Source organism: Streptomyces kryoterrae (genome assembly GCF_054072135.1).
In genome coordinates this window covers 2,901,060-2,915,676 of record NZ_CM133358.1, presented here as the reverse complement: position 1 = coordinate 2,915,676, position 14,617 = coordinate 2,901,060, and the positions used below count along the sequence as shown (strand labels likewise).

The window sequence follows — 14,617 nt, the reverse complement described above, 5'->3', positions numbered from 1 at the left end:
GAATATACGGCTGTATTAAACGAGTGTCTAGAACGATCGTGTAATTCGTTTGTATAGGACGATCGTATGGATCGCGGGTAGGGTGGCCGCATGGGACATCGCGAGGATCTGCTCGAAGGCGCCAAGCGCTGCCTGCTGGAGAAGGGCTTCGTGCGCACGACCGCGCGCGACATCGTCAAGGAGTCGGGGACCAACCTGGCGTCGATCGGCTACCACTACGGCTCGAAGGACAAGCTCCTCGCGGAGGCGTACATCTCCCTGGTGGAGGGGCTCTCCGACGACTTCACCCCCGTCATGGGGACGGCCGGCGACACCTCCCCCGGCTCGCTCGACCGGTTCCAGGAGATCTGGTCGAACATCATCGCCACCATGCAGGGGCCGGGCTCGCTGTGGCGCCTGAGCATGGAGATCGTGACCATGGGGGACCAACTGCCCACCGTCCGCGACCACTTGGCGCAGGCCCAGCGTGAGGCGGGGCGCGGCCTCATCCCGCTGTTCCTCGGGGGCAGAGAGGAGGACGTGTCGGAGGACGACGTCGACTCCGCCGGCCAGTTCTACAACGTCCTGATGACCGGGCTCATCTGCCAGTACGTCTTCGACCCGACGACGGCGCCGACCGCGGAACAGCTCACCGAGGGGTTCCGCCGGGTCATCGGGGCAGTCGGGTCCACGTCCGCGTCCTAGAGCCGCGCACTCTTCAGCGCCATGTGCAGCAGCAGGCGGTCCTCGCCGTCGTCCAGGTCCAGGCCCGTCAGCTGTTCCACCCGGGACAGGCGGTAGTACAGCGTCTGGCGGTGGATCCCCAGCTCGGCCGCGGTGCGGCCCGCCTGGCCGGCCCGGTCGAGGTAGACCTCGGCGGTACGGGCCAGTTCCTGGTGGGCGGGGGCGAGCAGGGTGCGTACGGCGGGGTCCTGGGCCGTGTCCGGGGGCAACGCCGTGAGGAGGCGGTACGGGCCGATCGCGCCCCACTCCGCGACCGGGCCGAGGTGCGGCTCCGCCAGGGCCGCGCGGGCCGCCGCCGAGGCCTCCTGCCAGCCGGCGCCCAGTCCGGCCAGGCCGGTGCGCGGCGCGCCGACACCGGCCGCGACGGCACCCTCCCTCTCCTTGCTCTCCGTCTCCTTCAGCAGCCGGGACGCCGCCGTCAGCGCCGGGGCGGGTACGTCCGTCGCGCGCAGCCGGATCAGCAGCGCCAGGCTCTGGGCCGCCGTGCCCCACGGCACCGTGCACACCGCCGTCGCGTGCGGCACCGTACGGGCCGACGGGGCGTCGTCCGGATCCGCCGACGGCCACGGCGCCACGCACACCACCGCGTGCGGGCCCTCGCCGCGCGCCCCCAGGGCCGCACGCAGCGCCGCCACCGCCATGTCGCGCTGCCAGCCGCGCTCGGCGGTCAGCACCGTCCGGAACTCGCGGGTCAGGTCGGCCCCCGCCTGCGCCTCGTCCGCGAGCAGCGCGCCGATCCGGTCCGCCACCTCCATGGCCGCCGCCAACTGCTCCGCCGGGGGCCCCGGATCGTCGTCCAGCAGCCAGACGTAGCCGAGTACGACACTCCGATGGCGCACGGGGAGACAGATCCGCCCCCGGTACACCCCCGCCTCCGGGGTGGGCGGGATACGGACCGGGCCGGTCGCCCGCGTGATGCCGAAGCCCTCGAACCACGCGCGCACCGCCGACGTCGAGCGGCGGGTCAGGATCGAGCGGGCGCGCACCGGGTCCAGCGCCGACGCGTCCAGTTCGCCCTCGCTGTCGTACGCGCCGAAGGCGAGCAGCTCGAAGTCGCGGTTCTCCAGCGTCGCGGGGGCGCCGAGAAGCTCCGAGATGTCGTCCACCAGTTCCTGGTAGTCGCCGTGGTGGTCGCCGCTCGCCTGGCCCATGGGGGCATTCTCGCGCATTCCGGCGCCGCTTTCAGACATCTGTATGAGATCTGGGGCACGGATGCGTGACAGGTGTCGATGGCCCACGATCGGAAGGATCCCTAGGTTTCACGGTGGTTCTCCGGTTCTCCGGTTCTCTGTTTACCCGGCCTTTTGTGGAGGTGCCCCGTGCTGGGTCCCGTGATTCTCGCCGCCTCGCGCAGCGACCGGATGCGCCGACTGATCTCGGCGGCGCCGGTGACCAGGCCGGTCGTCGACCGCTTCATCCCCGGCGAGACGGTCGACGACGTCGTACCGATCGTCCGGGAACTCACCGACCGCGGTCTGGCGGTCACCCTCGACGTGGTCGGTGAGGACATCACCACCCCCGAGCAGGCCGCCGCCGCCCGGGACGCCTATCTGGAACTGGTCGAGCGGCTCGGGGAGCTGGAGCTGGGCACCCGCGCCGAGATGTCCGTCAAGCTGTCGCTGTTCGGACAGTCGCTGGACGGCGGCCACGAGCTGGCCCTCGCCAACATCCGCCCCGTCGTCGAGGCCGCCGCCGCGATCGGTACGACGGTCACGCTCGACGCCGAGGACCACACCACCCTCGACTCGATGTTCGCGATCCACGAGGAACTCCGGAAGGACTTCCCGCAGACCGGCTGCGTCATCCAGGCCTACCTGTACCGCACCGAGGCCGACGCCCGCCGCCTCGCCGACAGCGGAAGCCGCGTACGGCTGGTCAAGGGCGCGTACAAGGAACCCGCCGAGGTCGCCTACCAGCAGAAGTCCGAGACCGACAAGGCGTACGTCCGCATCCTGCGGACCCTGATGGAGGGCGAGGGGTACCCGATGATCGGGTCCCACGACCCGCGCCTGATCTCCATCGCCCAGGAACTGGCCCGGCGCGCGAGCCGCAAGCCCGACGAGTACGAGTTCCAGATGCTGTACGGGATCAGGAGCGACGAGCATCTGCGCCTCGCCGCCGAGGGACACCGGATGCGTGTCTACACCGCCTACGGGACCGACTGGTACGGGTACTTCATGCGGCGGCTGGCCGAGAAGCCCGCCAACCTGCGCTTTTTCGCCCGCAGCATGCTGACCCGAGGTTGAGGGATGACGCTCACTGAAGATTTCGGCCGGGGGGGCCGGCCCGTGGCGCAGCCACTGTCAGGCGCAGCGTCCCCCGGGTAAGCACAGCGGACGCTCGATCCTCACCAAGGGCTGAGACCAAGGGATTTGGCCCCCGACAACACCCGCTCACCCGCCCCGCAAGGAGATTCGGACACAATGGACGCCGTCACCCAGGTTCCCACCCCCGTCAACGAGCCGGTGCACGGCTACGCCCCCGGGTCGCCCGAGCGGGCCCGGCTGGAGGCCAAGCTCAAGGAGCTCGCCGAGAACCCCGTCGACCTGCCGATGACCATCGGTGGCGCGCGGCGCATGGGCGGCGGTGAGCGGTTCGACGTCGTACAGCCGCACCACCACAAGGCCCGCCTCGGCACCTACGCCAACGCCACCGGGCAGGATGCCCAGGACGCGATCGACGCGGCCCTCGCCGCCGCGCCCGCCTGGCGCGCGATGGCCTTCGACGACCGTGCCGCGATCATCCTGCGCGCCGCCGAACTGCTGGCCGGCCCCTGGCGCGAGACCCTCGCCGCCTCCACCATGCTCGGCCAGTCGAAGACCGCCCAGCAGGCGGAGATCGACTGTCCGTGCGAGCTGGTCGATTTCTGGCGCTTCAACGTCAAGTACGCGCGCGACCTGCTCGCCGAGCAGCCGCCCGCCAACTCCCCGGGCGTCTGGAACCGTCTCGACCACCGCCCGCTCGAAGGGTTCGTCTACGCGATCACCCCCTTCAACTTCACGGCGATCGCGGGCAATCTGCCGACCGCGCCCGCCCTCATGGGCAACGTGGTGGTGTGGAAGCCGTCCCCGACGCAGACCCACTCCGCCGTACTCCTCATGCAGTTGCTGGAGGAGGCCGGGCTGCCCAAGGGCGTCATCAACCTCGTCACCGGTGACGGCATCGAGGTCTCCAAGGTGGCTTTGGAGCACCACGATCTGGCCGGCATCCACTTCACCGGGTCGACGAAGACCTTCCGGTACCTGTGGAAGACGGTCGGCGCGAACATCGAGAAGTACCGCTCGTACCCGCGTCTCGTCGGTGAGACCGGCGGCAAGGACTTCGTTGTCGCCCACCCGAGCGCCGACCGGGCGGTCCTGAAGACGGCCCTCACGCGCGGTTCCTTCGAGTACCAGGGGCAGAAGTGCAGTGCGACCTCCCGCGCCTACATCCCGGCCTCCATCTGGAACGACGGCTTCCGTGAGGAGTTCGCCGCCGAGGTCGACCACCTGACCATGGGTGACGTCACCGACCTCGGCAACTTCATCGGCGCGGTCATCGACGAGCGTGCCTTCGCCAAGAACAAGGCCGCCATCGACCGCGCGAAGTCCGACCCGACGTGCACGATCGTGGCGGGCGGCACGTACGACGACTCGGTCGGCTGGTTCGTCCGCCCGACGGTCGTGGAGTGCACGGACCCGGCCAACCAGGTCTTCACCACCGAGTACTTCGGCCCGTTCCTCGCCGTCTACGTCTATGAGGACGACAAGTACGACGCCATGCTGACCCAGATGGAGTCCGTGTCCGACTACGCGCTGACCGGCTCGGTCATCTCCGGCGACCGTGCGGCAGCCGCGTACACGATGGAGAAGCTGCGTTACGCGGCCGGCAACTTCTACATCAACGACAAGTCGACCGGCGCGGTCGTCGGGCAGCAGCCGTTCGGCGGCGGGCGCGCGTCCGGCACCAACGACAAGGCGGGTGCCCCGCAGAACCTGATGCGCTGGACCCTGACCCGCGCCATCAAGGAGACCCTGGTCGCCCCGACCGACTACCCGTACCCGCACATGGGCTGACGGCCAGTCGTTCACGGAGGGACGCCGGGCCCGCGCACAACGCGGGCCCGGCGTTCGTCATTTCGCCTGCTTCTCGCAGGTCGTACGGCCCGGCTGCCAGCGGCAGGCGAGTGCGGCGAAACCGCCGTCCGTGACGACCGGTACGGCGAGGGTGGAACCGCCGCGTACGACACGTCCCTCGCGCACCAGCCCCGACGGGCCGTCCGTCACCGTCTCCACCAGCCAGCGGCCGGCGCCGAGCCGCAGCGGTACGTCCGCCGTTCGCGCCGCGCCGGCGAACGTACCGCCGATGAACCACCGGCCGTCCGCCGCGCGTCGGGCGAGTACGGCGGCCCTGCCCGGGTCGCCGGTCAACAGCCGTGTCTCGTCCCAGCGTCGGGGCAGCTGTTCCAGGTAACGGCGGGCCTCGGGACGCGCCTCGTACGACTCCGGGGTGCCGGAGAGGTTCTGGATGCCCGACTCGTACAGCACCGTCAGGCCCAACTCGCCCGCGTCGGACGCGACGTTGGGGCGGTACGGGCGGTGGAAGGCGCCCGGGGTGAAGTCCATCGAGCCGATGACGTTGCGGGTGAAGGGGAGCGAGGCGAGCTGCTCGGCGGTGTTGTTGCGCTTCTCCTCGCCGCCCACGCCCTCCATCGTCATGACCTGCGGCCAGGTGCGCTGGATGCCCTTCGGGATCGTCGAGCCATGGAAGTTGACGAGGAGGTGATGGCGGGCCGTCGCTTCCAGGACCTCGTCGTACCAGCGCATCCGGTCCTGTGACTCCGAGTCCATGAAGTCGATCTTCACGCCCCTGACGCCCCAACTCGCCAGCGTACCGAGCCACTTCTCGCGCTCCACCGGGTCGGTGAGCAGGCTGTAGTGCAGCCACACCTGGATGCCCACGCCCCTCGGCGCCGCATAACGCACCAGCTCCGGCATCCAGTTGCTCGTCTGCCAGTCCGGGTCGATGACGTCCCATTCCCCGGGCTTGAAGTACCAGCCCGCGTCGACGATCTCGTACGGCCAGCCGCGCTCGGCCGCGTAGTCGACGTACTCCTTCTGCGCCGCCAGGCTCTGCCCGGCGGTCCTGCCGCCCGCGAGCCAGGTCCACAGGGCCGGGCCCGGCTTGATCCAGGACGTGTCCCTGACCCGGGAGGGCGCGGCGAGGTCGTCCACGAGGGTCGACTCCGTCACGGTGTTCAGGTCGCCGGTGACGATGGTGCGCCAGGGGGTCGTCAACGGGCCCCGCGCTTCGACGGGTTCGTCGTTCCAGAGGCTCACCTTGTACGTCGGTGAGCCCGCCTCGTGCGTCAGGTGGGCGCCCGCGTAGGTGCCGTTGAGGTCGGACTCGGCGATGAGCGCGTAGCCGCCGGGCGTGTTGAAGAGGGCCTGCATCGAGTAGCCGCCCGCCGGCGCTGTCGCCGCCGACTCGTAGCGTTTGAAGGGGAGTTCGTTGTCGGCCCGGTAGGCGTTGATGACGGCCTGGGTGTCCGCGGGGAGGGTGAAGGCGGAGGCCTCGCGCAGGACGTTTCCGGTGGCGCGCGGCAGGGAGTAGCGGTAGGCGACGCCGTCCTGGGCCACCCGTACCAGCAGGTCGAGGCGGGCGCCCCCGGTCGTGCGGAAACGGAAGCGGGACTCGGTCATCCGGGCAACGCGCTTGCGGGACTTGCCTGTTGTGGACGTGTAGCGCTCGGTGACCGTGCGCGTGGTGCGGCCGGATAACTCCAAGCCCTTGGAGAAGTCGGCCTGTTCGGTGACCAGGCCCAGGGGGGAGGGGGCGAGGACCTGTTCGCCGGCGCGTCCCACCGTGAGGGTCGGGCTGCCGTCGGCCGGGTCCAGTGTGACGACGGCCGTCGGGGAGCCGGGCGGGGCCTTCACCTCCCAGGCCGCCGCCGTCCCGGTATGCCCTGTCGCGGCTGCCTCGGCAGGCAGTGCTGTCACCGCGGTGGCGAGCAGGGCGGAGCAGAGCGTCAGCGCGATCGACATGAAAGTACCCCTCCAGTCGTTCAGTCATCCGATGACTGTGAGGCTGGTGGGTGGCAATAGGGCTGTCAAGGTGTTGTGCAGCGCTGTCTGGATGCTGGAGGTCGGATCAATGTTCGGCTGCGGGTGCGGTGACAGGGCCCGTCGGTGTGGTGTGACCCAATCCCCCGTCTCAGATAGTAGGAAGTCCGAGTAATTGTGGAGACAGATGCCCTGTCCTCGCCTAGCTTTGTAGAAGCCGAACGTGCCGCTGGACCAAGCGCATGACGGTAGTGAGCCGGTGCCCCGTGCAGGCAACCCCTGCGGCACCGCTGCTCCCCGTCCGATCCGGCGTCTCGAATCCCCCCTGCCGTTCCCCCCTGGCTTCCTTGAAGGAGTCGATTTCCCATGGCCGAGACGACTGTCCGCCGCCGAGTCCGCCACGTCTCCCCGACGAGCGAGTCCGACCGCAAGAACGCCGCCGCAGCCCTCCAGCGCGCCCTCGACCGCCGGGACAACGGCGGCCAGACAGGTCACTGACGGCAGTCCGCCGGCTCGCTACCCGCGCCGCACCTCGAAGTGGTCGATCCGCTCCCCGCTCTGCGCCAGCGCGGACACCGTGAGCCGGGGAGGCGTGCCCGGCACGCCCGCCGCCGCCTCCACCGAGAGGAACGAGTAGCCGGTGTAGCGCACGCGTGACCACTCCACGGTGTCCTCGTGCCGCTCCTGCGACTTCGTCCAGTGGTAGCTCTCCACCGACTCCCGGTCGGCGACCTTCCCCTCGAAGCTGTCCTTCACCCCGTACGGGAAGCTGTACAGGCTCTGACCCGCACCGCCCGCCGTCACGTACACGGTGCCGTCCCGTGTCGGGTCGGTCGCCGCGCCGACCGGCACCTGCCGGCCCACCCGGCCGCCCCTGAGGGCGTCCGTCCGCTCGTACACATGGTTGTGGCCGTTGATCACCAGGTCCACCTGGTGCTTGTCGAACAGCGGCAGCCAGGCGTCCCGGACGCCGCCGTCGGAGGCGTGGGCGGACGTCGTCGAGTACGCGCAGTGGTGGAAGAACACCACGACGAAGTCGATCGCGTCCGACGCCCGCAGCTCGGCCAGCCGCCGGTCCAGCCACACCGTCTGACGGCCGTCCGTGTGGCCCAGGTTGGCCGGGATCTCGTACGACACGTCGTTCGCGTCGAGTGCCACGACCCCGACATTGCCGTACGTGAACGAGTAGGCGCCCGGTGTGTTCCGGGCGTCGAAGCCGTTGTCCGGGAGTGACCAGCGGGCCGACTGGCCGCCGTAGCCGTTCGGCGAGTACCAGGCCTCCATGTCGTGGTTGCCGGTCGTCACCATCCACGGCACCGACCTCGCGACCGTCTCCGTCTGCTTCAGGAACAGGTCCCAGGCGGTCGGGTCGTAGCCGTCCGACTTCTCGCCGTGGCCGGTGACGTCCGCGTAGCAGATGTCACCCGCGTGCAGGTGGAAGGCGGGGTTCCGGCCCAGGAGCACCTTGTCGTTGGCCAGCGCGTCGGGCGTGACGCCCTGGTCGCCGAAGGCCGTGAAGACGAAGCTCGCGGGGGCCGTCGCGGGAGCTGTGCGGAACGTGTTGAGGGTCGAGGTGTGCGCGCTGGACGCCGGGTCGAAGCCCTCGTGGCCGACGCCGTAGTAGTACGTCGTCCCGGGGCGCAGTCCGTCGAGGGCCGCGTGCACGTAGTACTGGTCCAGGTCGAGGCGTACGCCCGTCACGCCCGGCGTGTGCAGCGGGCGGACCTCGGCCTCAATGCGGCGGCTCAGATCGCTGGGTGACGGGCCGACGCGTACGTAGGGCTTCCGCACCGCGAACGGGACCTGCCAGGAGACCCGCATCTGCGTCTTCGGGTCGGCCCCGAAGGCGAGGTGGCGGCCGAAGGGGGTGACGGCGGAGCCGGGGACCCTGCTGGTCGCGGGGTTCGCCGTACCCGTGCTCGACGAACAGCCGGTGAGCAGGCCGCCGCCGGCCAGTGCGCCCGCCGTCACCAGCGCGCGGCGCCGGGTGAGCCGCGCCCGCAGGTACTCGTACTGCTCCGCCATGCTCATCCGGCGGGCCAGCTGCGGCGGGATGCCGACGTCGGGGGTGTCCGGGGGACTGTCCATGGGAGGGAACTTCCCAGCAATCCCCAACGTCCGCCAGACATGCAGGTGAACGCCGGTCGAAGAGCGGGCGCCGCCGGTTGTCACCCGCCCGGCGGCGTGTCCGTATCGCGGACGCGGTGTGTCATCCCATGGGACCCGGAGTACGGTGCCGTTATGTCTCGCAGCATCAATCTCGCAGTGATTCCCGGTGACGGCATCGGCCAGGAGGTCGTGGCCCAGGGGCTGAAGGTGCTCTCCGCCGTCCTTCCGCAGGATGTGAAGCTGGAGACCAAGGAGTACGACTTCGGCGCCCGGCGCTACCGCGCCACCGGTGAGACCCTCACCGAGGCCGACCTGGACGCGCTCAAGAAGCACGACGCCATCCTGCTCGGCGCGATCGGTGACCCGAGCGTGCCCTCCGGTGTCCTGGAGCGCGGCTTCCTGCTGAAGCTCCGCTTCGCCTTCGACCACCACGTCAACCTGCGTCCGTCGAGGCTGCTCCCCGGGGTCGCCACCCCGCTGGCCGGGCAGCCCGAGATCGACTTCGTGGTCGTCCGTGAGGGCACCGAGGGCCCGTACACCGGCAACGGCGGCACCATCCGGCAGGGCACCCCGCACGCGGTCGCCACCGAGGTGTCGCTGAACACCGCCTTCGGCATCGAGCGGGTCGTCCGCGACGCCTACGCCCGCGCCCAGGCCCGCCCCCGCAAGAAGCTGGCGCTCGTCCACAAGAACAACGTGCTCGTGCACGCCGGTCACCTGTGGACGGACATCTTCAACAAGGTGGGCGAGGAGTTCCCCGACGTCACCACCGAGTACATGCACGTGGACGCGGCGACGATCTACCTCGTCACGCAGCCCGAGCGCTTCGACGTGATCGTCACCGACAACCTCTTCGGCGACATCATCACCGACCTCGCCGCGGCCGTCTCCGGCGGCATCGGCGTCGCCGCGAGCGGGAACATCAACCCGTCCGGCGAGTACCCCTCGATGTTCGAGCCCGTGCACGGCTCGGCCCCGGACATCGCCGGTCAGGGCAAGGCCGACCCCAGCGCCACCGTCCTGTCCGTCGCCCTCCTGCTGCGCCACCTCGGCTACGAGTCCGAGGCCGCCCGCATCGAGGAAGCCGTCACCGCCGACCTCGCGGAGCGCGGCACCACGGCCCGTACGACCGAAGAGATCGGCGACGCCCTCGCCGTACGAGTAGCCGGCTGACCCGCGGCGCTCCACTCGAAATCTTTCGAAGCCGCCGGGTCGCGTACGCACCCGGCGGCTTCTCTTATGTCCCCGCCGGGTGTCACCATCATCCCCTGGGTCGCATTCACGCCCTTTTCGTCCATGGCCCCCTTCGCGCGATAATCGAACGCGGAGCCGCGGACCGAGGGAATGCTTGGACGTCCTCACACCGACCACCAGTCAGTCACTGGTGACCGGTCACGGGCGGCCATGGGCGTGGGGCGCGGCCCGTCACACACAAAACCGGTGAAGGACACCCACTCATGACGACGCCCACGATCGAGCTCAAGCCCTCGGCCTCGCCACTCTCCGGCGCGGAGCGCGAGGCGATCCTCGCCAGCCCCGGCTTCGGCCGCCACTTCACCGACCACATGGTGACGATCAAGTGGACCGAGGGCCGCGGCTGGCACGACGGACAGCTCGTCCCGTACGGCCCGCTCTCCATCGACCCCGCGAACATGACCCTGCACTACGCGCAGGAGATCTTCGAGGGACTCAAGGCCTACCGCCGGCCCGACGGCTCCATCGCCACCTTCCGGCCGGAGAAGAACGCCCTGCGCTTCCAGCACTCCGCGCGCCGCCTCGCGATGCCCGAGCTGCCCGTCGAGACGTTCATCGGCGCGATCGACGCGCTGGTGAGCCAGGACCGGGACTGGGTGCCGGCGCACGGCGGCGAGGAGTCCCTCTACCTGCGCCCCTTCATGATCGCCACGGAGGTCGGCCTCGGCGTCAAGCCGGCCAACGAGTACCTGTTCCTGGTGATCGCGTCCCCCGCCGGCGCCTACTTCCCCGGTGGCGTGCGGCCCGTCTCCATCTGGCTCTCCGAGGACCGCGTCCGCGCCGTCCCCGGCGGCATGGGCGACGCCAAGACCGGCGGCAACTACGCGGCCTCCCTGCTCGCCCAGGCCGAGGCCGCCGAGCACGGCTGCGCCCAGGTCTGCTACGTCGACGCCGTCGAGCACAAGTGGATCGAGGAACTCGGCGGCATGAACCTGTACTTCGTGTACGGGGACCGCATCGTCACCCCCTCCCTCACCGGCTCCATCCTGGAGGGCGTCACCCGCGACTCCCTCCTCACCGTCGCCCGCGACCTCGGCTACACCGCCGAAGTGGGCCGCGTCTCCGTCGACCAGTGGCAGCGCGACGCCGAGAACGGCACCCTGACCGAGGTCTTCGCCTGCGGTACGGCGGCCGTCATCACCCCCGTCGGCACCGTCAAGCGCACCGGCGTCGAGTGGCAGCAGAGCGGCGGCGAGCCCGGCGAGGTCACGCTGCGACTGCGCGAGGCACTCCTCGACATCCAGCGCGGCACGGCCGAGGACAAGCACGGCTGGATGCACCCTCTGGGCTGAGTCCGCCCAAGCGCGTCGCGTGTTCCCCCGGTGGGTGTCCACTCGGTCCACCGGGGGAGCGCGACAGCAGGACCGCCGGTGGACCGGAGTCCGCCGCCGCCTTCGTCACCCTCCGGGTCCCCGCCTCACCCATTTACGGCGCACCTACGACCCCGATGCGGCCTGGTGGGCCCCGGTTCCCGGTCGCTGTCCGTCCGGGGTCACGAGCCCCGATGCGTAGGCCACCACCACGACCTGTGCTCTGCTGTCCAGGCCGAGGGCGACCGGTTTCAGGACGTCCGGCTCGCGGGCGGTCAACGCCTCCAGATCGGGGCCGGTCAGCGCTGCCACGGTCAGCGCATCGACGGCGCGAGGGTGGATCCGCAACGCAGCAGCGTAGAGCCGGTCCCCGCGGATGGGCGTCAAACTTCCGCGGTACCGCGGAAGTTGCAGGAACCGCGCGCCTACCGCGCTGGTCTGTACGGGAGTTCAACCCCGCGTGGGACGCGCGTCGTACGCGGCGGACCGTACGTTCTGGGATCACAAGTCCGGCGTCCGTCGGCCATCACCTGCTCTTGAGGCCTTCCGGACCCCTGCCATGCCTTTCGGAGAAGGAGCTGCCCCGTGTCGGGTTCTGCATCACAACGTGGCCTGATTCGATCCATCGTGAACGCTCTGCTCGCGGCCTTCATGGTGTTCGGAGCCGGCGCCGCACTCGCGCCGTCTGCGAACGCCGCCGCCCAGGCGAAATGCTGGACCCCCAGCGCCAACGGCGAGGGGCGTGGGTACATGAAAGGGGGATTCAATCTCAAGAGCGGTCCCTACCAGTCCGGGTGCGCCAACACCGGATGGGCTCCTGAGGGCAGCACGGTCTACTTCCAGTGCTGGACCACCAACTCGTACGGCAACGACTGGTGGTACGTCCGGCTCGCGGGAACTCAGACCTACGGCTGGACGTCGGAAGCCAATATCGGGTTCGATCCGGTGGACGAGAACGGCGACGGAGTGATCGTCTTCGCTCCGTGCTAGAAGGCTGACGAAGATCTTGACGGGGTCGTTCGGCCGTGAGGCCGGACGACCCGTTCGCCATGTGGCGGCAGGGCTGAGCGTCCAGGTGCCGTGACCGGCCGCCGAATCAGGTCACCCGGGGTTCGCATGCTGAGACGCTCCGGAGCGCGGGGGCAGGGATGTGCCAGAATGCCCCCGTGCTCTCGTTCGCCACGATTATTGGCAGCAGGCGCGCCGGTCCGCAGTGACCACCACGTACGACCAGGTACGGGTGGCCTCTTCGTCCTCGACCCGCGCGCAGACCTCTCGCACCCGCGAGGGGTTTTTCGCTTTTCTGGCCCACCTCCAGCCAAAGAAGCAGCGCGAGGGATCATTGAGGGACGGTGGAGCCGGTCATTCCGGTACAGACCGAGATCGACATCCTCAGGAGCCTTGAGATCATGACGCAACCCAGCGAACCCAGCGAACCCAGCGAGCTCGACGACGCGTTCCACGTCTTCGACACCACCCTGCGCGACGGCGCCCAGCGCGAGGGCATCAACCTCACCGTCGCCGACAAGCTGGCCATCGCACGGCACCTGGACGACTTCGGCGTCGGCTTCATCGAGGGCGGCTGGCCGGGCGCCAACCCGCGTGACACCGAGTTCTTCGCCCGCGCCCAGCAGGAGATCGACTTCAAGCACGCCCAGCTGGTGGCCTTCGGCGCCACCCGCCGCGCCGGCGGCAGGGCGAGCGAGGACCCGCAGGTCAAGGCCCTCCTCGACTCGGGCGCGCCGGTCGTCACCCTGGTCGCCAAGTCCCACGACCGGCACGTCGAGCTGGCATTGCGCACGACCCTCGACGAGAACCTGGAGATGGTCCGCGACACCGTCGCCCACCTGCGCTCCCAGGGCCGCCGCGTCTTCGTCGACTGCGAGCACTTCTTCGACGGCTACCGCGCGAACCCCGAGTACGCGAAGGCCGTCGTGCGTGCGGCGTCCGAGGCCGGCGCCGATGTCGTCATCCTCTGCGACACCAACGGCGGCATGCTCCCGGCCCAGGTCCAGGTGGTCGTCGCCACGGTCCTCGCCGACACCGGCGCCCGCCTCGGCATCCACGCCCAGGACGACACGGGCTGCGCGGTCGCCAACACCCTCGCCGCCGTCGACGCGGGCGCGACCCACGTCCAGTGCACGGCGAACGGCTACGGCGAGCGCGTCGGCAACGCCAACCTGTTCCCGGTGGTGGCGGCCCTGGAGCTGAAGTACGGCAAGAAGGTCCTGCCCGAGGGCGCGCTGCGCGAGATGACCCGTATCTCCCACGCCATCGCCGAGGTCGTCAACCTGACGCCGTCCACGCATCAGCCGTACGTGGGGGTCTCGGCCTTCGCCCACAAGGCGGGCCTGCACGCCTCGGCCATCAAGGTCGACCCCGACCTCTACCAGCACATCGACCCCGAGCAGGTCGGCAACACCATGCGGATGCTGGTCTCCGACATGGCGGGCCGTGCGTCGATCGAGCTCAAGGGCAAGGAACTCGGCGTCGACCTCGGCGACGACCGCGAGCTGGTCGGCCGGGTCGTGAAGAGGGTCAAGGAGCGTGAGCTGCAGGGCTACACGTTCGAGGCGGCCGACGCGTCCTTCGAGCTGCTGCTGCGCGCGGAGGCCGAGGGCAGGGCCCGTGTGTACTTCGAGGTCGAGTCCTGGCGCGCGATCGTCGAGGACCGCCCCGACGGCAGCCACGCCAACGAGGCCACGGTCAAGATCTTCGCGAAGGGCGAGCGCATCGTCGCGACGGCGGAGGGCAACGGCCCGGTGAACGCCCTCGACCGCGCGCTGAAGGTGGCGCTGGAGAAGATCTACCCGCCGCTCGCCAAGCTGGAGCTGGTGGACTACAAGGTCCGCATCCTGGAGGGCAAGCACGGTACGCAGTCCACGACCCGCGTCCTGATCTCCACCACGGACGGCAAGGGCGAGTGGTCGACGGTGGGCGTCGCCGACAACGTCATCGCCGCGTCCTGGGAGGCGCTGGCGGACGCCTACACGTACGGGCTGCTGCGGGCGGGCGTGGAGCCCGCGAAGTAGGGACACGTGATCCGGGCAAAGTGGCGTGAGGCCTGTTCGGCACCTTGACGGTCCCCTGGGGCACTTGTTGACTCACGGCGTGTTCCCAGCCGTGAGCACACGCGAGGTGTTCAGGTGGACTCAAGGACTCCGAGAGCCGAGGGAAGGT

General features: G+C 69.9%; 12 protein-coding genes. 8 read left to right on the top strand and 4 right to left on the bottom strand.

Going from position 1 to position 14,617, the window contains the following annotated elements; translation table 11 throughout:
- Window positions 1-90: 90 nt before the first annotated feature.
- Window positions 91-684: a TetR/AcrR family transcriptional regulator gene (locus tag ACW4TU_RS12200; protein WP_457427458.1), complete on the top strand. Its 594-nt coding sequence runs from the start codon at window positions 91-93 to the stop codon at window positions 682-684.
- Here the strand turns inward: ACW4TU_RS12200 and ACW4TU_RS12195 are convergent.
- Window positions 681-1,892 carry a PucR family transcriptional regulator gene (locus tag ACW4TU_RS12195; protein WP_457427456.1) on the bottom strand — a complete coding sequence of 404 codons (1,212 nt, stop codon included), beginning with the start codon at window positions 1,890-1,892 and terminating at the stop codon, window positions 681-683. The genes ACW4TU_RS12200 and ACW4TU_RS12195 overlap by 4 nt on opposite strands.
- A 150-nt stretch (window positions 1,893-2,042) precedes the next feature.
- Here ACW4TU_RS12195 and ACW4TU_RS12190 point away from each other — a divergent pair, with 150 nt between their 5' ends.
- The gene (locus tag ACW4TU_RS12190) at window positions 2,043-2,969 is read left to right on the top strand and encodes a proline dehydrogenase family protein (RefSeq protein WP_457427454.1); all 927 of its coding nucleotides are present in this window, start codon (window positions 2,043-2,045) and stop codon (window positions 2,967-2,969) included.
- A 177-nt stretch (window positions 2,970-3,146) separates the two neighbouring features.
- Entirely contained in the window at window positions 3,147-4,778 is a 1,632-nt protein-coding gene (gene pruA / locus ACW4TU_RS12185) for an L-glutamate gamma-semialdehyde dehydrogenase (RefSeq protein ID WP_457427452.1), read from the top strand.
- 57 nt (window positions 4,779-4,835) lie between these two features.
- Here pruA and ACW4TU_RS12180 read toward each other — a convergent pair whose 3' ends face one another.
- The gene (locus ACW4TU_RS12180; protein ID WP_457427450.1) at window positions 4,836-6,746 is read right to left on the bottom strand and encodes a glycoside hydrolase family 97 protein; all 1,911 of its coding nucleotides are present in this window, start codon (window positions 6,744-6,746) and stop codon (window positions 4,836-4,838) included.
- A gap of 384 nt (window positions 6,747-7,130) precedes the next feature.
- Between ACW4TU_RS12180 and ACW4TU_RS12175 the strand changes: the two genes are divergently transcribed.
- The gene (locus ACW4TU_RS12175) at window positions 7,131-7,262 is read left to right on the top strand and encodes a hypothetical protein (protein ID WP_006374903.1); all 132 of its coding nucleotides are present in this window, start codon (window positions 7,131-7,133) and stop codon (window positions 7,260-7,262) included.
- An 18-nt stretch (window positions 7,263-7,280) separates the two neighbouring features.
- Here ACW4TU_RS12175 and ACW4TU_RS12170 read toward each other — a convergent pair whose 3' ends face one another.
- Window positions 7,281-8,852 carry a purple acid phosphatase family protein gene (locus tag ACW4TU_RS12170; RefSeq protein WP_457427448.1) on the bottom strand — a complete coding sequence of 524 codons (1,572 nt, stop codon included), beginning with the start codon at window positions 8,850-8,852 and terminating at the stop codon, window positions 7,281-7,283.
- Between the two features lie 153 nt (window positions 8,853-9,005).
- Between ACW4TU_RS12170 and ACW4TU_RS12165 the strand changes: the two genes are divergently transcribed.
- Both ACW4TU_RS12165 and ACW4TU_RS12160 read left to right on the top strand, forming a co-directional pair.
- On the top strand, window positions 9,006-10,046 hold the full coding sequence (locus tag ACW4TU_RS12165; RefSeq protein WP_457427446.1) for a 3-isopropylmalate dehydrogenase: 1,041 nt from the start codon (window positions 9,006-9,008) through the stop codon (window positions 10,044-10,046).
- 284 nt (window positions 10,047-10,330) lie between these two features.
- Window positions 10,331-11,419 carry a branched-chain amino acid aminotransferase gene (locus tag ACW4TU_RS12160; protein ID WP_457427444.1) on the top strand — a complete coding sequence of 363 codons (1,089 nt, stop codon included), beginning with the start codon at window positions 10,331-10,333 and terminating at the stop codon, window positions 11,417-11,419.
- Between the two features lie 144 nt (window positions 11,420-11,563).
- On the opposite strand, the gene ACW4TU_RS12155 is transcribed toward ACW4TU_RS12160, so the two are convergent.
- A complete protein-coding gene (locus ACW4TU_RS12155) occupies window positions 11,564-11,785 on the bottom strand; it encodes a hypothetical protein (RefSeq protein ID WP_457427442.1) in 222 nt (73 codons plus the stop codon).
- Window positions 11,786-12,064: 279 nt separating this feature from the next.
- Here ACW4TU_RS12155 and ACW4TU_RS12150 point away from each other — a divergent pair, with 279 nt between their 5' ends.
- Both ACW4TU_RS12150 and cimA read left to right on the top strand, forming a co-directional pair.
- Entirely contained in the window at window positions 12,065-12,427 is a 363-nt protein-coding gene (locus ACW4TU_RS12150) for a hypothetical protein (protein ID WP_457427440.1), read from the top strand.
- 419 nt (window positions 12,428-12,846) lie between these two features.
- A complete protein-coding gene (cimA, locus tag ACW4TU_RS12145) occupies window positions 12,847-14,469 on the top strand; it encodes a citramalate synthase (protein WP_457427438.1) in 1,623 nt (540 codons plus the stop codon).
- Window positions 14,470-14,617: the final 148 nt, after the last annotated feature.

Coding starts and splice junctions, on each gene's coding strand:
- ACW4TU_RS12200 (WP_457427458.1), top strand. CDS start 91: ATGGGACATCGCGAGGATCTGCTCGAAGGCGCCAAGCGCTGCCTGCTG.
- ACW4TU_RS12195 (WP_457427456.1), bottom strand. CDS start 1,892: ATGCGCGAGAATGCCCCCATGGGCCAGGCGAGCGGCGACCACCACGGC.
- pruA (WP_457427452.1), top strand. CDS start 3,147: ATGGACGCCGTCACCCAGGTTCCCACCCCCGTCAACGAGCCGGTGCAC.
- ACW4TU_RS12180 (WP_457427450.1), bottom strand. CDS start 6,746: ATGTCGATCGCGCTGACGCTCTGCTCCGCCCTGCTCGCCACCGCGGTG.
- ACW4TU_RS12175 (WP_006374903.1), top strand. CDS start 7,131: ATGGCCGAGACGACTGTCCGCCGCCGAGTCCGCCACGTCTCCCCGACG.
- ACW4TU_RS12170 (WP_457427448.1), bottom strand. CDS start 8,852: ATGGACAGTCCCCCGGACACCCCCGACGTCGGCATCCCGCCGCAGCTG.
- ACW4TU_RS12165 (WP_457427446.1), top strand. CDS start 9,006: ATGTCTCGCAGCATCAATCTCGCAGTGATTCCCGGTGACGGCATCGGC.
- ACW4TU_RS12160 (WP_457427444.1), top strand. CDS start 10,331: ATGACGACGCCCACGATCGAGCTCAAGCCCTCGGCCTCGCCACTCTCC.
- cimA (WP_457427438.1), top strand. CDS start 12,847: ATGACGCAACCCAGCGAACCCAGCGAACCCAGCGAGCTCGACGACGCG.